Annotated in this window: 21 protein-coding genes and 1 other RNA gene; 14 read left to right on the forward strand and 8 right to left on the reverse strand. The window is 46.9% G+C overall.

The features are described from left to right. Positions 1 to 222 precede the first annotated feature (222 nt). Both HGP28_RS14490 and HGP28_RS14495 read left to right on the forward strand, forming a co-directional pair. Positions 223 to 1092 (forward strand): 5'-methylthioadenosine/S-adenosylhomocysteine nucleosidase, encoded by an 870-nt coding sequence (locus HGP28_RS14490; protein ID WP_168837196.1) that lies wholly within the window; start codon positions 223 to 225, stop codon positions 1090 to 1092. 320 nt (positions 1093 to 1412) lie between these two features. Beyond that, positions 1413 to 2009 (forward strand): acetate uptake transporter, encoded by a 597-nt coding sequence (locus HGP28_RS14495; RefSeq protein WP_168837197.1) that lies wholly within the window; start codon positions 1413 to 1415, stop codon positions 2007 to 2009. Between the two features lie 49 nt (positions 2010 to 2058). Here the strand turns inward: HGP28_RS14495 and HGP28_RS14500 are convergent, their stop codons facing one another. Next, positions 2059 to 3606 (reverse strand): alanine/glycine:cation symporter family protein, encoded by a 1548-nt coding sequence (locus HGP28_RS14500; RefSeq protein ID WP_168837198.1) that lies wholly within the window; start codon positions 3604 to 3606, stop codon positions 2059 to 2061. A gap of 475 nt (positions 3607 to 4081) precedes the next feature. On the opposite strand from HGP28_RS14500, the gene HGP28_RS14505 reads away from it, so the two are divergent. After that, positions 4082 to 5350 carry an O-acetylhomoserine aminocarboxypropyltransferase/cysteine synthase family protein gene (locus HGP28_RS14505; RefSeq protein WP_168837199.1) on the forward strand — a complete coding sequence of 423 codons (1269 nt, stop codon included), beginning with the start codon at positions 4082 to 4084 and terminating at the stop codon, positions 5348 to 5350. Positions 5351 to 5561: 211 nt separating this feature from the next. On the opposite strand, the gene ssrA is transcribed toward HGP28_RS14505, so the two are convergent. Together ssrA and smpB are read right to left on the reverse strand one after the other, a co-directional pair. Then, positions 5562 to 5927: a transfer-messenger RNA gene (gene ssrA, locus HGP28_RS14510) on the reverse strand. 67 nt (positions 5928 to 5994) lie between these two features. Beyond that, a complete protein-coding gene (gene smpB / locus HGP28_RS14515) occupies positions 5995 to 6480 on the reverse strand; it encodes an SsrA-binding protein SmpB (RefSeq protein WP_168837200.1) in 486 nt (161 codons plus the stop codon). Between the two features lie 120 nt (positions 6481 to 6600). On the opposite strand from smpB, the gene HGP28_RS14520 reads away from it, so the two are divergent. Together HGP28_RS14520 and HGP28_RS14525 are read left to right on the forward strand one after the other, a co-directional pair. Continuing rightward, positions 6601 to 7044: an SRPBCC family protein gene (locus tag HGP28_RS14520; RefSeq protein WP_168837201.1), complete on the forward strand. Its 444-nt coding sequence runs from the start codon at positions 6601 to 6603 to the stop codon at positions 7042 to 7044. After that, positions 7034 to 7348 (forward strand): RnfH family protein, encoded by a 315-nt coding sequence (locus HGP28_RS14525; RefSeq protein ID WP_168837202.1) that lies wholly within the window; start codon positions 7034 to 7036, stop codon positions 7346 to 7348. The genes HGP28_RS14520 and HGP28_RS14525 overlap by 11 nt, the downstream gene beginning before the upstream one ends. Positions 7349 to 7453: 105 nt before the next feature. Here the strand turns inward: HGP28_RS14525 and bamE are convergent, their stop codons facing one another. The 3 genes from bamE to nadK form a co-directional block, all read right to left on the reverse strand. Beyond that, positions 7454 to 7819: an outer membrane protein assembly factor BamE gene (gene bamE / locus HGP28_RS14530; protein WP_168837203.1), complete on the reverse strand. Its 366-nt coding sequence runs from the start codon at positions 7817 to 7819 to the stop codon at positions 7454 to 7456. A gap of 168 nt (positions 7820 to 7987) precedes the next feature. After that, complete coding sequence (gene recN, locus HGP28_RS14535; RefSeq protein ID WP_168837204.1) at positions 7988 to 9652, reverse strand: DNA repair protein RecN; 1665 nt, start codon at positions 9650 to 9652, stop codon at positions 7988 to 7990. Positions 9653 to 9882: 230 nt separating this feature from the next. Beyond that, positions 9883 to 10767, reverse strand: a complete 885-nt coding sequence (nadK, locus tag HGP28_RS14540; protein WP_168837205.1) for an NAD(+) kinase — start codon at positions 10765 to 10767, stop codon at positions 9883 to 9885. Between the two features lie 145 nt (positions 10768 to 10912). On the opposite strand from nadK, the gene grpE reads away from it, so the two are divergent. The 3 genes from grpE to dnaJ all read left to right on the forward strand — a co-directional run bounded on the left by grpE (position 10913) and on the right by dnaJ (position 15352). Then, positions 10913 to 11518: a nucleotide exchange factor GrpE gene (gene grpE, locus HGP28_RS14545; RefSeq protein WP_168837206.1), complete on the forward strand. Its 606-nt coding sequence runs from the start codon at positions 10913 to 10915 to the stop codon at positions 11516 to 11518. Positions 11519 to 11995: 477 nt separating this feature from the next. Further along, positions 11996 to 13903 carry a molecular chaperone DnaK gene (gene dnaK / locus HGP28_RS14550; RefSeq protein WP_168837207.1) on the forward strand — a complete coding sequence of 636 codons (1908 nt, stop codon included), beginning with the start codon at positions 11996 to 11998 and terminating at the stop codon, positions 13901 to 13903. Positions 13904 to 14206: 303 nt separating this feature from the next. After that, a complete protein-coding gene (gene dnaJ, locus HGP28_RS14555) occupies positions 14207 to 15352 on the forward strand; it encodes a molecular chaperone DnaJ (protein ID WP_168837208.1) in 1146 nt (381 codons plus the stop codon). A 233-nt stretch (positions 15353 to 15585) separates the two neighbouring features. Here the strand turns inward: dnaJ and HGP28_RS14560 are convergent, their stop codons facing one another. Next, positions 15586 to 15999, reverse strand: coding sequence for a type IV pilin protein (locus tag HGP28_RS14560; protein WP_168837280.1), 414 nt, complete (start codon positions 15997 to 15999; stop codon positions 15586 to 15588). A gap of 150 nt (positions 16000 to 16149) precedes the next feature. Between HGP28_RS14560 and HGP28_RS14565 the strand changes: the two genes are divergently transcribed. The 6 genes from HGP28_RS14565 (at position 16150) to tadA (ending at position 21722) form a co-directional block, all read left to right on the forward strand. Continuing rightward, positions 16150 to 16650: a GspH/FimT family pseudopilin gene (locus HGP28_RS14565; protein WP_168837281.1), complete on the forward strand. Its 501-nt coding sequence runs from the start codon at positions 16150 to 16152 to the stop codon at positions 16648 to 16650. After that, positions 16634 to 17275: a PilW family protein gene (locus HGP28_RS14570; protein ID WP_168837209.1), complete on the forward strand. Its 642-nt coding sequence runs from the start codon at positions 16634 to 16636 to the stop codon at positions 17273 to 17275. The genes HGP28_RS14565 and HGP28_RS14570 overlap by 17 nt, the downstream gene beginning before the upstream one ends. Continuing rightward, on the forward strand, positions 17272 to 18558 hold the full coding sequence (locus HGP28_RS14575; RefSeq protein WP_168837210.1) for a hypothetical protein: 1287 nt from the start codon (positions 17272 to 17274) through the stop codon (positions 18556 to 18558). Before HGP28_RS14570 ends, HGP28_RS14575 begins: the two co-directional genes overlap by 4 nt. Then, positions 18539 to 19060, forward strand: coding sequence for a type IV pilin (locus HGP28_RS14580; RefSeq protein ID WP_246225748.1), 522 nt, complete (start codon positions 18539 to 18541; stop codon positions 19058 to 19060). The genes HGP28_RS14575 and HGP28_RS14580 overlap by 20 nt, the downstream gene beginning before the upstream one ends. Positions 19061 to 19534: 474 nt before the next feature. Continuing rightward, positions 19535 to 21094: an AbgT family transporter gene (locus HGP28_RS14585; protein WP_168837211.1), complete on the forward strand. Its 1560-nt coding sequence runs from the start codon at positions 19535 to 19537 to the stop codon at positions 21092 to 21094. Positions 21095 to 21203: 109 nt separating this feature from the next. Next, positions 21204 to 21722 (forward strand): tRNA adenosine(34) deaminase TadA, encoded by a 519-nt coding sequence (tadA, locus tag HGP28_RS14590; RefSeq protein WP_168837212.1) that lies wholly within the window; start codon positions 21204 to 21206, stop codon positions 21720 to 21722. A 397-nt stretch (positions 21723 to 22119) separates the two neighbouring features. Here tadA and mltF read toward each other — a convergent pair whose 3' ends face one another. Further along, on the reverse strand, positions 22120 to 23700 hold the full coding sequence (gene mltF, locus HGP28_RS14595) for a membrane-bound lytic murein transglycosylase MltF (RefSeq protein WP_168837213.1): 1581 nt from the start codon (positions 23698 to 23700) through the stop codon (positions 22120 to 22122). Positions 23701 to 23889 lie beyond the last annotated feature (189 nt).

A 23889-nucleotide genomic window follows, 5' to 3' on the forward strand; every position in this document is an offset into this window, starting at 1 on the left:
GATGTCACCGAGAGAGTACCGAGCTCTTAAAGTGGCGAGTTAAACTGTCCGTTTTAGTGGGGGCAACTACAGCTTTGTTCATTTGCTAGCTACTTATATCTTGAAGTTGTTTGGGCATAGCTTCTTTTAGACAAGAAGATTTACAATAAAAAGCAAACGTTTGCGTGACTGGAATGTGCATGATAGCATGCGGTTTTAATTTAGTGATAAAGTTATCAAAAAATGAGAATTGTTAAAATTTCTATGGCTGTAATTGGCCTGCTTTGTTTGGCGCCTGCTTCTTGGGCAAAAGTTAAAAGTGTCGATGTGCCATCAATAAGTGATGCGCAGCAACCAATAATGATCCAAGGCCCAATGCCAATCGAGGCGCAATATTTTGCTAATTTACTGACAGATGTGCGCGTAGAGCAATCAGGGAACGCTAAATTTTATTTGGGTAATTTGAATGGTTATCCAATTGTTGTCGCTCAGACCAGTAAAGGGCTTGAAAATACCGCAGCGGCGACCGCTGTTGCTATTGAGCGCTATAAACCACGGGCGATCATTAACCAAGGCACTTCTGGTGGTCATGATCCAAAACTAAACGTGGGTGATATTGTTCTTGGAAAGCGTTCATTCAATGCGAATAACTTTAAAACTCAACGTCTGCAAAAAGGCGAAGGCTCACAGCCATTGACTTGGATTCCAATGGATATTATGGCGTCAGAGGAGAGTGCGGGCGAAGGTTCATCAGCAAAAGATGCAGAGAAAGTGCGTTATTATTTGGGTAATGAAGCTCTACTCGCGTCAGCCAACGCGGTAAAACATAAATATAAGCGTGGCAAAGTCGTTGAAGGAACCATTGGCAGTGGTAATTTTTGGAATAATGAACTCGACCGTATGGAATGGTTGCACGAAAATTATGGTACCAGTGTTGAAGAGATGGAAACCTCATCTGCCGCAATGATTTCTCATGCTTATGGTGTTCCTTTCCTTGGCGTACGAGTACTTTCAAATAATTTAACCAATAATGGCAAATACGATCCATCAACCGCGAACGATTGCCAACAATATGTGAAAGACATCGTTCTTCATTACATAGCCTCACTATAGAGTGGCGGCTTTTTTGTCGAATTGCTTGTCTAATGCTAGGTCAACACCGTAGAAGCCTCTACGGTGTTATACCCGGTCCACTTGAAGTTGCAGCGTTATTGGCTGACTCTCACAAACTTCATCACATAGTTAGTCTATGCTCAGAGGCTTTGCTCGTTTGCCGCCTACCTGCATCCCCAAGTTGTTTGGGTATATAAAACACTCACTATAAATACAATCTTAGTTTCCTATAACGGGTAGTTCTCTTTTTAGTCAATAGCACTAAAATTCGCGCGTAAATTTTACTGATTTTTTTTAATCCATTTTAAGGTAAACGCGACATGTCAACGAAACTGGCAAACCCAGCGCCACTTGGCTTGATGGGCTTTGGTATGACCACCATTTTGCTCAACATTCACAATGCAGGCTTTTTCCCAATCGATTCAATGATTTTAGCGATGGGCATTTTCTACGGTGGTTTGAGCCAAGTGATCGTGGGTATCATGTGTTTTAAACGTGGTGACACTTTTGGTACCACAGCGTTTACCTCATATGGTCTGTTTTGGCTCACGTTGGTCGGCATTTTGGTGATGCCTTACATGGGGCTACCGGCAAGCCCACACGCGTTCATGGGTTGGTATTTGCTGCTGTGGGGTATTTTTACTGGCTTTATGTTTATCGGCTCTTTGTGCTACCCAGTGGCAAAGCAGGTGGTTTTTGGCTCTTTGACCATTCTATTCTTCCTTTTGGCTGCACGCGATTTTACCGGCAGCACGCTTATCGGCACCATTGCTGGCTTTGAAGGGATCTTCTGTGGCGCGAGCGCTATCTACTTTGCTATGGCGCAAGTGATCAACAATGAATTTGGTCGCACCGTTTTGCCTATTGGCGCAAAGAAAAAGCCTCAAGTGGCTGCTGTGCAAGAACTTGCTGCGTAATTTCGTCTGCAAATAAAAAGGGCTAGCACGATGCTAGCCCTTTTTTGATCTAACTCTGTTGAGTCGCGGGTTTTAAATCCGCTTCATCAACAGGATTTGATGCCTTGACATGCTCACGTGCGATGCGAGCTTCCCAGAAATCAGCGCCCTTGATCCCCAGCTTTATCGGGTCGAAAGTGTAGTGTGTTACTCCCGCTTTTTGTTGCGCTTCATAGTCGTGCAGAGCTTTAAGCGATGGTTTGGCCAAAAAGAAAATCACCACAATACCGACGATATTTAGCCAAGCCATTAACCCCACGCCAATATCCCCCATGGACCACGCTAAGGCCGCAGTTTTTACCGTGCCATAAAAAGCGGCACTGATCAGCACCAGTTTTAAGCCAAACATCAGGCCTGGTACTTTTAGGGTGCGGCGAATGTACGCCACGTTGGTTTCTGCGATGTAGTAGTAGGCCAAAATAGTGGTAAAGGCGAAAAAGAATAGCGCTATGGCGATAAAGAATTTTCCGACACCCGGTAGTGCGCTTTCAATCGCAAACTGCGTGAACAGGGGCCCATTTGCGCTGACATCTGCCGCGAGGTTTTGGACTAAGAAGGCACCTTCGCCAGCGCCGTGCACATTGTAGGCGCCAGTGATGAGAATCATAAACGCGGTTGCAGAGCAGACCAGCAAGGTATCAATATAAACCGAAAAGGCTTGTACCAGACCTTGCTGAGCTGGGTGGTCAACATTGGCTGCAGCTGCGGCGTGCGGCCCGGTGCCTTGTCCGGCCTCGTTGGAGTAAATGCCGCGTTTGACCCCCCAACCAATCGCTGCGCCAAATCCTGCCATTGGAGTAAAGGCGTCGCTGATGATCATGTCAAACACGCGAGGCACTTCGCCAATGTTGAGCAAGATCAGCACGAACGCCGAAATCACATAGGCGAGCGCCATAAATGGCACCACAATTTGAGTGAAGTGAGCAATACGCTTAACCCCACCAAAAACAATAAAACCTAGCATTAGTGCGATGATGGCGCCGGTTAAAATTTTAGCAAAGCTGAATTCACCAATGCCAGTATCAATCATAGGGCCGGCGCCAAAGGCCGCTTCAACCGCATTACCTATGCTGTTGGATTGCACGCCGGGCAGCAAAACGCCGCACGCAAAAATAGTGGCGATAGCAAAAAGCCACGCGTACCACTTTTGACCTAACGCTTTTTCAATGTAATAGGCTGGTCCACCACGAAATTCACCATCGTCTTCTTCCTTATAAATCTGCGCTAACGTTGATTCGGCATACGCGGTGGCAGCGCCCAAAAAAGCCACCATCCACATCCAAAACACCGCGCCCGGACCACCAAAGCCGATAGCGGCGGCGACGCCAGCAATATTGCCTGTGCCAACACGACCAGAAAGGGACACAGAGAGTGCTTGAAAAGAAGAGATCCCTTTACTAGAACTTTTGCCGGAAAAGAGTAGACGACACATTTCGAAAAAATGACGCAGCTGCACAAAGCGCGTCATCACTGAATAAAATAATCCTGCACCAAGGCAGAGATAAATCAGGGCAGGGCTCCATATGATCCCATTAACCAAATTTACAAACGACTCCATAACGTCTTCCTTGTCATTGTGAACAAATAATTCCGGTCGGGAGTGTAACAAGATTGGTGGCTTATGGTTGTGTTTTGGTTAATGGTTTTGTTTTGAGATATGATCGTGAACTCAAAAAATCACAAAATGTGATGATTAAATCTATCAATTAACTTCAGACGTTTATTTTAATTTGGCCTTTTGTGTCAAATGTGGGTTTAACTCTCTGTATGTGGATTAAATTTTGAACTTATACTCTACATGGGGTTTTAATGCGATCGGTTGATTTTGATTGCCTTTATAGATAAACGTGCCACAAACGCTTTTCGCAGATGGAATCAGCTGTTATGAACGTTTGGGTACATGAAGTAGGTGGTACTGACTCGCGAAAGGGCGAAATTATTCGCACCAAGTCAATACGGCTTGCATCAATGCTAATTATGTGGCTTATTTTTAAGAACATGTATGGGTATATCATTCGAACTAAGGAAAGACGATGAAAGATGAAACGCTGGCCATTCACTTTGGCTATGAAACGGACCCCACGACCAAATCAGTGGCAACGCCAATTTACCAGACTGTCGCGTATGAGTTTGATAATGCACAACATGGTGCTGATCTATTCAACCTTGAAGTACCAGGTAATATCTACACGCGGATCATGAACCCAACCAATGACGTATTGGAAAAGCGCATGGCGGCGCTTGAAGGTGGCATTGCAGGGCTTGCGGTAAGTGCAGGTAGCTCAGCGATTCATTACGCAATTTTGACTCTAGCTGCAGCCGGTGACAACATCGTTTCGACACCGCAGCTCTATGGTGGTACGTACACCCTGTTTGCTCATATGTTACCAAGCCTTGGTATTGAAGTGCGTTTTGCTAAAGATGATGCACCAGAGAGTTTGGCAGAACTAATTGATGAGAAAACCAAAGCGGTTTACTGCGAAAGTATTGGTAACCCAGCAGGCAACATTATCGATCTTGAACGTGTTGCAACGCTTGCTCACGCACAAGGCGTGCCCGTGATTGTGGATAACACTGTTGCAACGCCTGCGTTGTGTAAACCCATCGAGTTTGGCGCTGATATTGTGGTGCATTCACTGACCAAGTACGTTGGTGGCCATGGCACCACATTAGGCGGGATTATTGTTGATTCGGGCAAATTCCCTTGGGCTGATCATAAAGATCGTTTTCCAGTCTTAAACCAGCCCGAACCGTCTTATCATGGCGTTGTTTATACCGAAGCGTTTGGCCCTGCCGCATTTATTGGTCGCGCGCGCACAGTCCCACTTCGTAATACCGGCTCTGCGCTTTCGCCAATGAACGCATTTTTGTTAATGCAAGGGTTAGAAACATTATCGCTTCGCATGGAGCGTCATACAGAAAATGCACTGAGCGTGGCTCACTATTTGGCCGAGCATGATGCCGTGAGCTGGGTGAGTTACGGTGGCTTGCCACAATCGCCTTATTACCCATTGGCGGAAAAATATATGGGTGGTAAACCTTCCGGTATTTTATCTTTTGGCCTGAAAGGGGGCTATGAGGCTGGCGTTCGTTTTTACGACGCGCTGAAAATCTTTAAGCGCCTAGTCAATATTGGTGACGCGAAATCGTTAGCCTGTCACCCTGCATCCACGACGCACCGTCAGCTTTCAGAGCAAGAGCAGCGTCAAGCCGGCGTTGCGCCTGAGATGATTCGTCTCTCTGTCGGAATTGAACATATCGACGACATTCTGGCCGATCTCGAACAAGCTCTAAACGCGTAACTTTTCAGTTAATCCCGCGCCGCAATCGTATTGAAATGCGCTTGCGGCGCGAATCGTCATTTCGATAACGTTTTCAAGGCGATAGGGTTACTGAACGATGGGGTGAGGCCCCGTTGATTAGTGAATGAACAAATTGAATTTTACAGTCAAAATTCAAAAAATTGAGATACAAAAAGGGCCAACTCTTGCGAGTTGGCCCTTTCCAAACGTTTGGTGGAGCTGGGGGGATTTGAACCCCCGTCCAAAAATCATTCATCATTGGTACTACATGCTTAGTCAGTCTTTAATTTCACTACCACCTGCGAACTGACACGCCAGTGAATAGCTAGCTTGAATTAGAATTCGCCGTTCATCTCTCAAGCGGGAGAATCCGGGCTAGCGCGTTTGGGTTTGATCCCTCGTTGGTCCCCGTCTTACGTGCGGAAGCTAGGGCGAGAGAGCTCTGAGCAGGGTATTAAGCTGCTAGTGCGTAGTTTTCGTCGTTTGCGACTATTTTTTTGCGGCTTTTTACGTGGCCAACCGCACCACGGCATGCACCTCAGACTTCAAAATTCCTGTCGAATCCTAAATCAGCCCCAAGGTATTGGCGCATAGTAACAGAAACAGCCAAGCTGTCTAGTACTCTGCGGCTTAAGTGGTTAAGTTTAGCGCAATGAACTTTTCATCACACGCGCTTTTTCACGTGCCCAATCTTTTTCTTTTAGATCGGTTCGTTTGTCGTGCAACTTCTTACCCTTAGCAACACCAATCTTGATTTTCACCCAAGAGCGAGACCAATAAAGTGACAATGCCGCTAATGTCATACCTTCGCGGTTAATGCGACCGAGAAGGTTATCGAGTTCACGACGACTCATAAGCAGTTTGCGAACCCGTGTTGGGTTGGCAACCACATGAGTGGACGCTTGATTAAGAGGAGTGATGGTCATGCCGCTGATAAAGGCTTCGCCATTGCGCATAAACACATAGCTTTCTGCGATGTTGGCTTTGCCTTGGCGGAGTGCTTTCACTTCCCACCCTTGTAGCTCCAAGCCAGCTTCAATTTCATCATCAATGAAGTATTCGTGGCGAGCTTTCTTATTCAGCGCGATAGTATTACTACCCGCTTTTGGTTTTGAATTTTTCTTTGCCATAATCTTGCCATTATACGGTGTGAGTTTCGCTTAGGAAATGCTTTTGTTTGCGCTCTGTGAGAATAAAAGTAAAATCGATAACCTTGTTCTACCGTACAATAGTGCGAAACGGGAGTGTTTATGAAGCAAGTCAGTCGGACTGCGTTAGTATCGTTCAGTGCTGATCAGATGTTTGATCTGGTCAATGATGTTGCCAAGTACCCTGAGTTTCTACCAGGTTGCTCGGGAGCGCGAGTGATGGATTCGTCTGAGACTGGCATGGTGGCGTCGGTGGATGTTGCCAAAGCGGGCATAAGCAAGACATTTACGACCAATAATGAGTTGATTCCCGGTCAAGCTATCATCATGAATTTGGTCGATGGGCCTTTCAAAACGCTGCGTGGCGGGTGGTTTTTTACTGCACTTGATGAGCGTGCGTGTAAAGTTGAGTTGAAACTTGAATTTGAGTTTTCGAGCAAGATGATTGAATTTGCGTTTGGTCAGATTTTTAATGAGCTGACCAGTAACATGGTCAACGCCTTTACACTGCGAGCCAAAGAGGTTTACGCCTGCTATGAGTATTGAATCAGAGATGATCCACGTTGAAGTGGTTTATGCCTTACCACTGGAGCAGCGCGTTGTGACGTTAGTAGTCAATCGTAATGCGACGGTGGAAGAGATCATTCGCCAATCGGGTATTTTAGAGTGTTATCCTGAGATTGACCTGAGCAAAAATAAGGTCGGTGTGTTTAGTCGAAACGTGCGTTTGGATGCAACGGTTCGAGAGCGCGATCGCATCGAGATTTATCGACCTTTGCTGGCGGATCCAAAAGAAATCCGTCGCAAACGTGCGGAACAGGCCAAGCTAGCCGCCACGAAACCCGAGTAATGGTTTAATAAAAAACGCTCTTTAACGGATGGTTACGTTAAAGAGCGTTTTTTTATTTGGAAAGCATGAGACGTGTTGTTTGACTCGAACACGCCGTTTCGAGCGTTATTTGATGGCTTCAAAGAAGCTTTCACTCACAGGGTAATCGCCTGTGATTTCTGATAGAGATCCATCACTGTCTGAAAAGCGCGCAACAAGGTTACGCTGAACCGATTCGTTGTGACCCTCAGTGTGGTGATAAATGTAATACCAGGTATTAGGGTAGCCATTTTCAATTAGCATGGGAGAGCCAAGGACATAGCGCACTTGATCTTTCGTCATACCAAATTTGAGCTTATCGACATCTTGCTGCTCAACATAGTTACCTTGGTTGATATCGATACGATAAACCAAACGTTCAAGAACCGAGCAGCCTGTTAACAGGGTAACCGCCAGCGGCGCAGCCACTAACCACTTGCTAAATTGCTTCATTAATCTTTGTAACCTATTCAATTCGTGCGCTGATAATAAACAAGCTTGACTCAGAAGTAAAAAAGTTCGCCTCGCTCATTGTGAGTTGAGACCACGAATTTTGAGTTGAGTTGCATTATGTCGTTAGAAGATTATCAATCGCTCTCGTTTGAAGTATCCACTATGGCATTAGGCTGCAATCAGCAACTCTTTGGCATTGGCCAATGTTGAGGCTGTGATTTCACTGCCTCCGAGCAAACGGGCAAGCTCTGCAACGCGTTGGTCTCTTTCTAACAAATGCATTTGGGTTTCAGTGTGTCCTTTCTCGCTATGTTTTGACACAAACATTTGCTGGTGGCCACAGCCGGCGACCTGAGGAAGGTGAGTGACGCACAACACTTGGGTTGACTCGCCTAACGTACGCAACATTTTACCCACCACGGCAGCAGTAGGGCCGCTGATCCCGACATCGACTTCGTCAAAGATAAGGCTGGGTGTGTCAACTTTCTGGGCTGTAATGACTTGAATTGCAAGTGATATTCGCGAAAGCTCACCGCCGGAGGCGACTTTCGCAATCGGTTGTAGTGGCTGCCCTGGGTTGGTCGAGACCAAAAACGTCACTAAATCCATGCCAAGTGGGGAAGGACGAGTGGCACTGGAATCAACATCAATACAAAATTGCGCGTGTTGCATACTTAACTCATGCATGCTGGCGGTGATGAGTTTGTTCAGCTCTTTTGCATAACGTACGCGCGATTTGTGCAGTTTTTCAGCTGCTGTTTCAAATGTGGCGAAAAGTTGCGTGACTTCTTGAGCCAGTTCATCAAGGCGTTCATCTGAACAGTCAAGCGCGGCGACTTGCGCGAGCAAATCTTGATGATGTTGGTAAAGCTCTTCGGGTAACACATGATGCTTGCGCGCCATCGACATGACTTTGGAAAAACGTTCTTCAACAAAGGCCATTCGAGCCGGATCGACATCGATATTGTCAAGGTAACCACGCAGCTCAGTATTGGCTTCTTCGACTTGAATAACTGCTTCGGCCAGCATATTAGGCAATTCGCGCAATGATTCATCCATTTCGACGAGTTTTTCCAATGAATGACTGGCCGACTGCAACAGCTGCAACACGTTAACCTCGTCGCCTTCGTACAGCAGTTCGATAGTTTGCTGGCATGTTGCTGCCAATTCACCACTGTTGGCGAGGCGTTTGTGCTCGAGCTCGAGCTCGCCAAACTCATCTTCTGCAATGGCCAGCTCGTTTAACTCTTTAATTTGATATTCGAGCAGTTGCTTCTGCGCTAAGTTCTGTTGGCTGTTTTCTTTAAGTTGCTTGAGTGCGTTATCAGCATGACGCCATTTTTGATAAGCGTTACGGGTGCTTTTTAAGAGGTTATGGTGGCCTGCGTATTGATCAAGCATGGCCAGTTGGTGGTCACTCTTCATTAACTGATGGTGCGCGTGTTGGCCGTGAATATTGATCAGCAGTTGACCAACCGCTTTAAGCTGAGAAAGTGGCACCGGACTGCCATTAATGAAGGCGCGTGAGCGACCGTCTTTGGTGATGGTTCGGCGTAGAATACAATCACTGCCATCAAGCAGATCGTTGTCTTCTAACCAGCGCGTTGCATGCAGGTTGTTCTCAAGTAAAAACGCGGCGCTCACTTCGGTTTTTTCTTCGCCTTGACGTACCATATTGGCGTCGGCGCGCCCACCCAAACACAGGCCTAGCGCATCAATCGCAATCGATTTACCCGCGCCTGTTTCGCCTGTAATCGTCGTCATGCCTTTAGAAAGTTCAAGTTGCAGTGATTTTACAATCGCGAAATTGTTAACGCTAAGATGAGCCAGCATGGGTTTACCTGTATGAAAGAACAATACTGTATATAAGTTCAGTATATACTGTTTCTTTATACAGTAAAGATCTGTCAAGCAGAAAAATTGCGAATGATCACAGGAAGTGATTTACGTTCACCCTATTGATATTTATCGAAAAGCTAAGATGCAAAGTTGAGCTAATAACGCGGTGACGGGCTCTTTATCACCGCCATCGCGTTTGTTTCATGCCTTGGTGAGTAGCGCGCCTAGAAGAGCTTGCTTGACCAGCCGAGTTTATTTCGCAAGACGTGATAATAGCTGTAGCCTTGTGGGTGAATCAGTTTGAGCACATTAGGGCTTTGAAAAATCAAGATCTCATCGCCAGGGGTGACAGGCAGCGAGACTTGACCATCGCAGCTGATTTCTTGCGTGCCGCGATTTTCTGGTGACACCACTAATTTTATTTGCCGCTTACCATCAACCACCAAAGGTCGACTTGAGAGGGTATGGGGAAACATAGGAACGAGTGACATCGCGTTTAAGCTGGGTGATAAAATTGGGCCACCACCAGAAAGTGAATACGCAGTTGAACCTGTCGGTGTGGCGACAATGAGACCATCGGCGCGCAGAGAAAACGCAAAACTGTTGTCAATGTACACTTCAAATTCAATCATATGGGCAACTTGCCCTGCATGAAGTACCACTTCGTTCAATGCCGCATTACGACTTTTGACTTGATCATGACGGTGAATTTCCGCTTCAAGCAGAAATCGCTCTTCAGCGATAAAATGACCATCAAGCACCGTTTGCAACGGTTGGTGAAAATTGTCAGGATCTAAGTCAGTCAAAAAGCCCAAGTTGCCTCGATTGACACCAATCACTGAAATATCAAAGCGCGAGAGGATTCTCGCAGCACCCAGCATGTTGCCATCACCACCGACGACAATCGCTAAGTCGGCACGTTGGCCTAAGTCGACTAAACTGGCAAAGTGAGCTTTAGGCACATCAGTCAGCGTGTTCGCTAGGCGATCGTCAATCAACACCTCATATTCCATGGCGATCAGCCACTCGTAGAGATCTCGATGAGTTTGAACGGCTTGTTGATTCCGTGGCTTACCAATAATGGCGATCACGTTAAATGGTCTTTTCATAGTATTTCCGTGTCTTGGAGACTTGAATCGGCACGTATCATCCCCATAATAATGGCAAGTTACCTTTTTACGCGAATTTTTGTGACTATCAAGCCCTTAAAACGTGAATCGGTTTAAGGATAAATGTTTGAATTCTGGAGATATCATGAGCAACGAAGAGAACAAGATCAAAGACGAAGAGCTACAACAAGCCGCCGAACAAGAAGCGTCAGACGCGCAAGTTGTCGGTAGCGATGCTGATATCGAATGGAATGAAGAGACCGAACTCGATGAGCAAGCGGCTAAAATTGCTCAGCTAGAAGCGGCACTTTTGGCCAGCGAAGCGCGAGTAAAAGAACAGCAAGACAGCGTGCTACGTGCAAAAGCGGAAGTGGAAAACATGCGCCGCCGCACTGAGCAAGAAATTGATAAAGCGCGTAAATACGCGTTGAGCAAGTTTGCTGAAGAGTTACTGCCAGTGATTGATAATCTGGAGCGAGCCATTCAATCGGCCGATGCCAGCAATGAGACGCTAAAACCGATTATTGAAGGGGTAGAGTTAACTCACAAAACCTTCGTTGGTACATTGAACAAGTTTGGCCTTCAAGAAATCAACCCTGAAGGTCAAGCATTTAACCCTGAATACCACCAAGCGATGTCTATCCAAGAAAGCGCAGATCACGAACCGAATACGGTAATGTTTGTCATGCAAAAAGGTTATGAATTGAACGGTCGCGTCATTCGTCCTGCGATGGTAATGGTTGCGAAATAATCGCTGCTTCTTTGATGAGAAATCAGCAATAAAACTGAGTAAGGGGCGTAAGCCCCTTTTTTGTGCCGCTAATCTTGTCAAAGGCGCACTCTTTTGATTGAGCGTCTGTTTTGACCTTGCTATATCCGCCCCTCGTGAAGTTGTGGCGCTTGTTGTTAACTAGGTTAGTGCTGGCTTTGGCAACCCTCATCACATAATTCGTTTATGTTCAGAGGTTTTGTTCATTTTCCGCCTAGCCACAACACCAAGTTGTTTGGATATAGAGTCAGCAAATTAGGGAAAAGGCGGCGAAATAAGAAAAAATCGTAATTTTTTTCTCGCTCGCCCTTGAAAAGCACTTGGACGCCCTTATCTATTGGGCATAGAGAAGCAAACATTGATTATTTTTGTTTGCGAGCAGGGCTTGAAACCCGATTCTCGCCGCCCCACATAGGGGGCATAACCAGACGAAAATAGAATTTATTCGGAGATAGCCAGATGGGTAAAATCATTGGTATTGACTTAGGTACTACGAACTCTTGTGTTGCTGTACTAGATGGCGACAAACCACGTGTTATTGAAAACGCAGAGGGTGAGCGCACCACCCCATCGGTGATTGGCTACACCGACGGTGAAACGCTAGTAGGTCAGCCTGCAAAACGCCAAGCAGTTACAAACCCTACCAACACGCTATTTGCTATTAAGCGTTTGATTGGTCGCCGTTTTGAAGATGAAGAAGTGCAACGCGACATTTCTATCATGCCTTACAAAATCGTAAAAGCAGACAATGGTGATGCTTGGGTTGAAGCGCAAGGTCAAAAAATGGCCGCTCCTCAAGTTTCTGCTGAAGTATTGAAAAAAATGAAGAAAACCGCTGAAGACTTCCTTGGTGAGGAAGTAACTGGCGCGGTTATCACAGTACCGGCTTACTTTAACGATGCGCAGCGTCAGGCAACAAAAGACGCGGGCCGCATTGCTGGTCTTGAAGTAAAACGTATCATCAACGAACCAACTGCTGCGGCATTGGCATACGGCCTTGATAAGAAAGGCGGTGACCGCACTATCGCGGTGTATGACTTAGGTGGTGGTACATTTGATATTTCAATCATCGAAATCGATGAAGTAGAAGGCGAGAAGACGTTTGAAGTTTTGGCTACTAACGGTGACACTCACTTAGGTGGTGAAGACTTCGATAACCGTCTGATCAACTATTTGGTTGATGAGTTCAAGAAAGATCAAGGTATCGACCTTAAAACCGATCCACTGGCAATGCAGCGTGTGAAAGAAGCAGCTGAAAAAGCAAAAATTGAGCTGTCTTCAACAACCCAAACTGATGTTAACCTACCGTATGTAACGGCAGACGCAACCGGTCCTAAGCACATGAACGTGAAAGTGACTCGTGCTAAGTTGGAATCACTGGTTGAAGACTTAGTACAACGCTCACTTGAGCCGTTGAAAGTTGCACTGGCTGACGCAGACCTATCGGTAAGCGAAATTACTGACGTTATCTTGGTTGGTGGTCAAACACGTATGCCAATGGTACAAGCGAAAGTTACTGAGTTCTTTGGTAAAGAGCCACGTCGTGATGTGAACCCAGATGAAGCCGTTGCAATGGGCGCAGCAGTCCAAGGTGGCGTACTAGCTGGTGATGTGAAAGACGTTCTACTACTTGACGTGACGCCATTGTCTCTTGGTATTGAAACCATGGGCGGCGTGATGACCAAATTGGTTGAGAAGAACACCACGATTCCAACCAAAGCGAATCAAGTTTTCTCTACTGCAGAAGATAACCAAAATGCGGTAACGATCCATGTTCTACAAGGTGAGCGTAAGCAAGCTATGTACAACAAATCGCTTGGTCAATTTAACTTAGAAGGCATTCAACCAGCACCACGCGGCATGCCACAAATCGAAGTTATTTTTGACCTTGATGCTGATGGTATCTTGCATGTTTCTGCAAAAGATAAGCAAACAGGCAAAGAGCAAAAGATCACCATTCAAGCGTCTGGCGGTCTGAGCGATGAAGAAATCGAAAAAATGGTTCAAGAAGCAGAAGCAAACAAAGAAGCGGACAAAAAGTTCGAAGAGCTTGCTACTGCGCGTAACCAAGCTGACCAAATGATTCACGGCACTCGCAAACAAGTTGAAGAAGCCGGTGAAGCATTACCAGCCGATGAAAAAGAGAAGATTGAAGCTGCGATCTCTGAGCTAGAAACCGCTCGTAAGGGTGATGATAAAGAAGCTATCGACGCGAAAGTGCAAGCCCTGATGACAGCATCACAAAAGCTAATGGAAATCGCACAACAACAAGCTCAAGCGCAGCAAGCTCAAGGTGATGATGCTGGCTCGAAAGACGACGACGTTGTTGACGCGGAATTTGAAGAAGTAAAAGACGATAAGAAGTAATTTTTCCTCACTAGGGAAATCGGATTTCGCTGTTAGATGTGCTCATTTACATCGGTAGATTGTGCATTTCTTTCTGGAAATTAAATCCCTAGCTAAGAAGAATTAATCTTATATCTATTTCAACGGGCGTCAGAGGTTACTCTTACGCCCGTTTGTTTGTAAATTTGGTTGTCTTTCTAGCTAAATACTTTGCGAGTGCGAGTTGATATCATACCGCGAGAGCTTTTAGCTAGAACGAGATAAAAACACCCAACGGCACATGCAGTTTGTGTGTTGTTTGCAGTAAACATTGGTGATCGAAACATGTCAAAACGTGATCTTTACGAAGTATTAGGTGTCGCACGCGACGCCGCTGAACGCGACATCAAAAAGGCGTACAAGCGCCTAGCGATGAAATACCACCCAGACCGTAATCAGGGTGATGAAACCGCGGCGGATAAATTTAAAGAAGTTAAAGAAGCGTATGAAATCTTAACCGATCCACAAAAGAAAGCGGCGTACGATCAGTACGGTCATGCGGCGTTTGAACAAGGTGGCGGCGGCTTCGGCGGCGGCGGTTTTGGTGGTGGTGCTGATTTTGGCGACATCTTTGGTGATGTGTTTGGCGATATTTTTGGTGGCGGCCGTCGTGGCGGTGGTCAACCTCGCGCACAACGTGGTGCTGATTTACGTTACAACATGGAATTGTCTCTTGAAGAAGCGGTGCGCGGCGTCTCGAAAGAGATCCAGATTACCACTTTGGTTGAGTGTGATACCTGTGATGGCACTGGCGCGAAGAAAGGCACCGCGGTTGAAACCTGTAATACCTGTCATGGTTCTGGCCAAGTGCAAATGCGTCAGGGCTTTTTTGCGGTTCAGCAGACCTGTCCAACGTGTCATGGTAAAGGCAAAATCATCAAAGAGCCTTGTGATGTGTGCCATGGTCAAGGTCGTAAGCAGAAAACCAAAACCCTCAATGTTAAAATTCCAGCCGGTGTCGACACGGGTGACCGTATTCGTTTAACGGGCGAAGGTGAAGCGGGCGAGCTTGGCGCACCTGCTGGCGATTTGTACGTTCAAGTGCATGTTCGCGAACACCACATTTTTGAGCGTGACGGTAACAACTTGTACTGCGAAGTGCCCGTTAGCTTCAGTATGGCAGCGCTTGGCGGTGAAGTGGAAGTACCAACACTTGACGGCCGAGTGAGCTTGAAAGTGCCAGCAGAAACACAGACCGGTCGTATGTTCCGTATGCGTGGTAAAGGCGTGAAAGGCGTTCGTGGTGGTGGTGTTGGTGACTTGATTGTCAAGCTGGTGGTAGAGACGCCGGTGAGTTTGAGCGCCCGCCAAAAAGAGTTGCTGCGTGAATTTGAAGAATCTTGTGGTGGCGATGCTGCGACCAAGCACAAGCCTAAAGCTGAAGGCTTTTTCAATGGTGTGAAAAAGTTCTTTGATGACCTAACCAGCTAAGCGCTTTCTCTTTAATGAGTTGAACGTCATAAAAACCTCGCATTGCGAGGTTTTTTTATGCGCGATATTTTTCGAACTATAGCCAAACAACTTGACGATGCAGGTAGGCGGCAAACGAGCAAAGCCTCTGAGCATAGACTAACCATGTGATGAGGTTTGTGAGAGTCAGCCCCTTAATGTTTCAAAGAAAAGCGCTGCACCTTCAAGTAGGACGGGGATATCGAAAAGAGGTGTTACTGCCAACAAGCGGTCGGTGCACGCTTATTGATGGCATTGATCCATATGGTGTTGCTGGGAGAGTCGCTGCTTGAAAAGCAAGCATCTGTGTGTTGTGAAAGGTCATTTTGTGCCACCGCACTGATACGATAGGGGGCACCATCACTTTCGCTTTCTTTGGCAACAGTAAATTGAAAGCGTTTTGGGTCCGAGTCGCAAATCAAGCAATCACTGCCGTCGTAAACCGCGCTCCAATCAAATGTTCCTGTGGCGCCATCGTAATTTTGTTCAATCACCAATTGCATACGTAACATATCGGCGAGTGCAACATGGCGGTGGGACCGCACCAGGTAGTCTTGAAAGCTTGGGTACGCGATGGTCGACAAAATTGCCACGATAGCGACTGCAAGCAGTAATTCGATTAGGGTCATTCCACTAAGCGCAACCCTTGTTACTTTGCACGATTTTTTTTGACTTCTCACGAGGCATTTCCTTTCAGCATCTTCAAGCTGTGTGTTCGATGATAGTATTTTTCTTATTAAAAGCATGCCAAATGCTCAGAGTTAAAAGGAAAATGCGAAATGAATCGCGGCTTTAGCTTAATTGAACTGATGATAACCTGCGTTGTGGTTGCGGCGCTTCTCAGTTTTGCTGTGCCCAGCTTTCGCGATATTCAGCAGCGCGCTCAGATCACCCGCCTTGCAGAAGAGCTGAACGGCTTCTTATTGAATGCAAAATCTGAGGCTGCGCTGAGAAACCAAGATCTTGTTGTTGCGATTAGTAGTACAAAAGAGACGACGGTGTCTGATGGTGGCTGGGTACTGTCTTTGCAAGACCCTAGTGGAAAGGAGCTGCAGCAAGTCAGTGGGGTGAATTTTCCTAACACCACTTTTACCCATAATTACAGCTCAAAAAAAATCACTTTCGATAATGTACGCGGTTGGCCGACGGGAGGGGCGTTTAACATCGCTCCATTAGCAAGCGTAAGTCATACAGTCGAAGTGCGCCTTTCTAATCCGCCCGGTAGAATTCGTTTGTGTGGCGCGTCGCAGCCAGTGGGGCACTATGAAGAATGTCCATAAAAAAGCGATTCAAGGGGTGAGTTTGGTCGAGCTCCTTGTGGCAAGTTCATTGTCATTGGTGGTGCTCGGTAGTGTGACATCGGTATTTTTGTCTGGCTTTATCAACAGCCAAAAAAACGCTCAAACCTTGATGCTGCAACAAAATATCACCGGCAACATGCAAATCCTCGTTGAAGAGGTTCAGCGTGCAGGGCATGGTGGTTTGGCGGCGGCAACCTTAGCTGGTGCAACGCGCCTTGTTGAGTTTGATACCGATGCGCAGTGGCTCGCGCTGACGATGCGCTATGAGTTTACAGATACGAACGAAAACGTGTGTTATCGCTATGACAGCGTCCGCTATGAGTATCGTGACAACAATTTATGGCACTGCACTCATCAATCGACTACAAGTTCGGCAAATTGTGTTTCTGCCCAGCCACCAGCAGCGTCTGATATTCGTTATTGCCGCCGACTATTTGATGAGAACGTTATGACTATTAGTGATTTTCAGATTGAATCGCAAACGGTAATCTCGGCCAGTGCCAATACTCAGCGATTGACTTTGGCATTAGAAGGCCATTCGAACGCTGATGTCAGTAATCACTATCGTATTGAACGCACATTTTTGTTGAGGAACTGGCAATGAACAAACGCTTTGCTTGCCAGAGGAAAGTGTGCGGCGCGGCGCTGTTATTGCTTACCGCGCTTATGTTGATTGTTTCGCTGGTTGGGGCGCTGGTTGCGCAGCGCACAACCTTGTATCAAATTAAGCGCGCGCATAATGAGCTTGAAACGCGGCAACAGCACTGGCTTGCTGAAGGTGGTCTGGAGTGTGCGTTTGCCAAAGTCGTGGTTGAACAGGATTACAGCCAACTGACAGACGCCAATTCAGCGGCCTACTTTGATAAAGAGTGCCGTCAAATTTTGGGAATGGGCGAAATCACCGCACAAGCCAGTACCCGTCATAACGCGCCAAACGACAGTTTCGAGATTCGAGCAGCGGCGCGCAGTGATGGGTGGGGAGCGGTTCATCGCAAAACTTTAATTAAGGATAACTCACCGTTTCTTGGCGCGATTCAAAGCAGTGCCAATATTGATTTTCGTGGCGATTTTGACATTACTCCCGCGCATAGCACGCTCAGTAATGCCAAAGGAGAGTATGACTGCACCGCGCTGAGGTTCGCTCGCCGGGTCTCTTTTACTCCCACTGTGAGTACAGACACCTTGTTGACGACACCCGATGCGATCACATGCGAGAGCACCAGTGCGGTAACTGATAAGGCGTTATTGGAAGGAGTGCCGAGCGATAGTTCACCATTTCAAGATGACTACAAGTATCAACCGAATGTCGATACGTTTTACAACTACTTTGGCGTGAGAAAAAGCGACAGTTCGATTGCGGCGTTAAAGGCCGATTATCACGCGATTAATTTAAGTGATACGGATGACTGTTCGAGTCAATTGGCGATCGCTTTTGCCACACACGACAAAGTTTGGATGACAGGAGATTGTTATATCAATGGGCCTGTGGACATCCAGTTTCCTGATAAACCACGCTCTTTAGTGCTGCAAGATGGATTAATGGCGACGTATTCTCCTATGATATTTGCCGGATCCTTCTTGCAGTTTTTTCATAAAGCGGACTTTTACGATGCGGCAACCAAGCAATTTGATGAAACTAAGCTGGCCAATCACTGGAGTGCGATGAATCCCGGCGGTGAAATTCCGATTCACGTTGAATCTGATAGCGTCTTTATTGAAACCGGCTCGTTCTACGCCAAAGGCGGCAGTTATTATGATGCGCCCGCGGGCAGCGTAAAAATCATCGGAGCAAAAATAATTAAATACGAAGAGACGTATAAACTCCATCCAACGCCAACAACAGCGATATGGGTAAAAGGATCATGGAATGACCAAAACTCAGAGTAATCATTGTGGGATGGATAAATTCGATTCCAGCGATGCGCCTTATCGAGGTACGCGTCTTACTAAGTCGCACATGCGTGGCGTCGGTTTGGTTGAGGTACTGCTCTCATTGGTGCTGCTGAGTGTGGGTTTACTTGGGTTGACGAAACTTCACGTGTTTGTTGAGCAGCAAAGCAATTTTGCTCAGCAAAGTATCACCGCCTTGGCGATGGCTGAGGCGCAGCTAGAAGCGTTTCGCACTCGCGGGGCCAGTGGTGGTACCTATGCTCCCATAGCTTATGACGATATTACGACAGGGCAACAGACTCACGGAATGTTTCAAATCGATTGGCGCGTGACCGAATTGGATGTTGGTACTTCCCCTTTGGAGGAGAGCGCGCAAAATGAGGCGAAAAAAATCGTGATCAGCGTAAGCTGGCCTGACCGTTTCTGCCTCGACTGCTCAGAACCCTCACATCACCTCTCTCTTACTACAATCATCAGCCAGTATAGTGAATTTGATTAAACGAGCTGTGCGTAATGACCTGATTGACGCTCGATGTCACTGCCTATCGATACCCATGATGTTTTGACTCAAGTTGTACGATTTGGGGTGAGTAAAATATCATCAGATTTATCAGTAACTAACGAAAATTGGCCGAATTTTATAAAGATGTTTCTTTAACGTTGGTTTTTTTGTGCTTCAATTGTTTAATGGGTGTTGCGGTGGTTTGGTGTTTTTGCAAAATAAGTCACTAGGCATTGAAAAAACAATAGAATCATGTGCTTTTTGATTGCGCTTTGAATAGAATGAAACGTGAAAAATAGGTCGCTAAAAAATAGATAAAAAAGCCCATTTTATTGACTCCTTTCTCTATTATTGTCTTCGCGCTTTGATACTGATCGCAAAATCAGCGTCAAAGATGAATGCATTACAAGGGAAGGCGGGTTGGCAAAAGGGTGAGACCTAAGGCAACAACATCAATTAATGGAGTTACCTATGAGTAACCAATCAATCGACAAAGCGTCGTCCTCTAAGCCGAGCGGGATGGATCGCTTTCTTAACGCCATTGAGCGTGTAGGCAACAAAATTCCAGATCCAGCGATCTTGTTCTTTTGGGCTCTAATTTTAACTTGGGTTTCGTCTGCCCTTTTATCAAACGTCACGTTTGATCTTATCAATCCTCGTACGGGCGAAGCACTACAAGTCAGCAACTTGTTGACCGGTGAAGCACTTGCTAGCTTTTTAGCGAGCATGGTGACCACCTTTACTGGATTTGCACCACTCGGTATTGTACTGGTTGCAATGCTAGGTGTGGGCGTGGCCGACTCGTCTGGTTTTATCACCACAGCACTTAAGAAAATGCTTAACGTGACGCCAGCTAAGTTGCTTACCCCTATGCTGATTTTGGTGGCGATTGTGTCGCACACTGCGGCAGATGCTGGTTACGTTCTCGTGATCCCACTGGGTGGTATTATCTTCCACGCGGCAGGTCGTCACCCACTTGCGGGTATTGCGGCGGCATTTGCAGGTGTGTCGGGCGGTTTCTCTGCAAACTTTATCCCTTCTGGTATCGATCCGCTATTGGCTGGCTTTACTCAGACATCTGCGCAGATCCTTGACCCAGCTTATGTGGTTAACCCACTTGCCAATATCTTCTTCACCGGTTTCTCGTCAATCATTATCATCCTAATCGGTTGGTATGTGACTGAGAAAGTGATTGAGCCGCGTTTGGCGAAAACACCAGTTGATGAAGACGCTGAAAAAGCGCCTGATCTTGGTTCATTTACCGAACTTGAGTCAAAAGCGTTCCGCGCAGCTGGCTGGTCAATGATGGCGGGTATTGCGCTACTTATCGCAGCCGTATGGCCTGAGTCATCAGCGCTACGTTCTCCTCAAGGTGAAATTACCGCCTTCTCTGCGCCATTGATGAAGTCAATTGTGCCACTGATCTTTATCCTATTTATCATTCCAGGTTATGTATACGGTAAAGTTTCAGGAACCTTTAAAACGAGCAATGACATCATCAAAGCGATGTCTGCCACTATGTCGACCATGGGCGCATACATTGTTATGTCGTTCTTCTGCGCGCAATTCCTTGCGGCATTTGGTCAATCAAACATTGGTACATTGCTGGCACTTTACGGTGCAGAAGGCCTTAAAGCACTGGATCTGCCAGGTGAAGCAACCATCATTGGTATGATTTTGCTAACCGCATCGGTTAACCTGCTGATCGGTTCATCGTCGGCGAAGTGGGCTCTAATTGGTCCTATCCTAGTGCCTATGTTGATGGCAGTGGGCATTTCGCCAGAGCTATCTCAAGCGGCGTACCGCGTGGGTGACTCGGTATCAAACATCATTTCTCCACTAATGGTCTTCTTCCCATTGGTTGTGGTTTACTGTCAACGCTACGTTAAGAGCACGGGTATCGGTACTCTAGCGTCAATGATGATGCCATTCTCGATTGCAATGTTGATCGGTTGGTCATTGTTCCTTGTTGCGTACTGGATGATTGGTATTCCTCTGGGTATCCAAGCGCCATACACTTACGCAATGTAAACTGCGAAGTGACACAGACAGCTCGGTAGGCTTGAGGTATGATTCAGTCGCCGAGTTGAAAGGATAAACCCGCCAATTCGGCGGGTTTTTTTACTTTTGTGAGTCAGACATGTTGCCATTTAGCGAACAAGATACCCAGTTTATGCGTCGAGCTATTGAGCTGGCAGAGCAAGCAGAACGCGCTGGTGAAGTGCCTGTGGGCGCGGTGCTAGTCAAAGAGGGGGCAATCATTGCCGAGGGCTGGAATCGCTCGATTGGTGCGCACGATGCCACCGCGCATGCCGAGATTGAAACGTTAAGAGCGGCTGGGCAGCACGAACAAAATTATCGCCTCCTAGATACCACACTTTATGTTACGTTGGAGCCGTGCCCAATGTGTGCTGGCGCCTTGCTACACAGCCGCGTAAAACGCATTGTGTATGGTGCGCCCGATCTTAAAGCGGGCGCGGCGGGAACGGTATTGAACTTGTTTGCGAGTCAGGCAGCGTACCACTACGCTGAGGTGCACGGCGGCTTGTTGGAGGAGGAGTGCCGAGCTCAGTTACAGGCCTTTTTTCAGCGTCGCCGCAAAGAGCATAAAGCACTCAAACAATCGCGACAGCTAAAACGTCAGGATAAAGAAAAATGAGCGCCTTAGGCGCTCAATCTTTTAGTGATTAACAAGATGAACAAAAATACGATTTCGCGATGTGATCTTACGTTTAATGCTCATCATCTTACGTTTGCGCCGAGTGGCGGCAACGGTTTTGTTCAAGCGTTTTGAATGTACTTTGCGTCTGCGCATATACCCGTCTCAATTGAAGTTGCAGTGTTGTTGGCTTACGCTCACAAACCTCATCATAGAGTGTCGCTTGCCGCCTACCTGCATCGTCAAGTGGCTTTGTCTATATACCGGATACCGGGCCCACTTGAAGTTGTTTGGATATAACAACCTGCAATATTCGAATTCTACTAGGGCACGGAGAAACCGTGCCTTAGCGTATGGCTCGATTGTAGGTGGGGTTAGGGCATAAATGCAAACCGTTTTAAGGCGTTACCACGTTGGTTTCAGCAACCTTATTCTCCAAATCTGCAACGGGTGAATTGAGCGCTTCTGACGGTACTCGTTCACTTAGCGGCGGAATGACCAAAAGCTCTTGTGGGGTTAATGTTTCGTTGACCAGTGATTTTTGGCTGACGTGGCCAATAATACTCTGGTAATAACGACGAATGTTCTCCACATAATTGAGCGCTTCATCGCCCCGAGCGTAACCGTAGCGTGTTTGACGGTAATATTGCTTTTGTCGCAGTAGCGGCAAACGCTCTTTGACGTCGGACCATGCGTTGGGATCATCGCCCTGTTTTTGCGTTAAACGTCTGGCATCCATCACATGACCAAAGCCAACGTTGTAAGAAGCCAAGGCAAACCAAATTTTTTCATGAGCGACAATTGAATCGGGAATGCGATTCACCGTGCGGCGCAGGTATTCAACCCCACCTCTGACCGATTGCTCCGCATCAAGCCGATTGGTCACATTGACGCTTTTGGCCGTCGGCAAAGTCAGCATCATCATACCTCGAACACCAGTTGGTGATTTTGCCAGCGGGTTCCAATGAGACTCTTGGTACGCCAAGGCCGCGATGAGTCGCCAGTCGAACTCTTCTGCGTATTTCTCAAACAGTGGCGCCCATTTGGGCAGAGTTTTATCAAGTGCTCGTATAAACGCTCGCGTATCAACATAGTCAAAACTGTCGACATAGCCCATGTATTTCTCTTCCAACAACGCCAGTTCACCCGATTGATTGCGCTCACCAAAAAACTCAATCAGCATGGCATAGAGGCTTTCGTCTTTTGAGCGGCGGACAAACCATGAAACCGGTTGATCTTCGGTCAGTTCAAAGGCCAGTGCTAAATCGGGAGCGATACGCTGCGCCAGCGACAGTTCCACCGAATCTGCCACAGTAAAACGCAGCGATCCTTCAGAAACTTGTTTTAGTAAATCAAAACTGTCGGCATTGACCGTCTTAAATTGCAGTTCGGCGTGTTGTGATTGCAATACTCTTAACGTGGCTGCTGCAGGTGAGTATTCAACCACTTGTAAAAGTTGATCAGGAAGCGTTTGAGGTTGCTGCGAGGCATTTTCTGACGTTACGTCGCTTTGACTTTCATGGTGTTGCGCCGTCAGTTTTGCTTGTTCTTCAATGAGCTGTTCTAGGTTGCGTGGGCGGCGTTGGCCTTTTTTGTATACCAGCTGTTCACTGATGTAGTAGTAAGCAGGGCCTGCGCGAAATTGGTCACTGTCTTGAGAAGACTGTTTTAGCCCAGTGGCAATGATGTCAATTTCTCGATTGGCGAGGGCTGGGAAGAGTTCAGATTGGCGATAGGCCGGAATGAGTTCAAGCTTTACGCCAAGCTCATCGGCAAATTGACGCGCGAGTTCGTAATCCAGTCCGGCTGGGCCATTTGGGCCAATATAGTAGGAAAGCTGATTGTTTAGGGTACCAACGCGGAGTACCCCTCGAGCTTTGATCTGTTCAAATTCACTTTGCGGTTTTGACTCGATTTGGCAACCGCTGAGCAGTAGCGCCAGGCAGGCACTACCCAAGGTAACGGCATAACGGGTCATTGCCGACCACCGAAGTGAATGGGTGGAAAATGAAGGCTTATTCATTCAATCACAGATCTCATATACGTGGGCAAAAATAGCGCTGCCTATTGTATACCCAAGTAACCTCAAGATGCGAGGTTCAGCGAGAATGACTTGGTTTGTCAGTGAGGCGAGGATTTGAAGATTGAGTGGCCCTCAATCGAAAAT

Origin of the sequence: Vibrio agarilyticus, from assembly GCF_012641465.1 — a bacterium.
GTDB classification, from domain to species: domain Bacteria; phylum Pseudomonadota; class Gammaproteobacteria; order Enterobacterales; family Vibrionaceae; genus Vibrio; species Vibrio agarilyticus.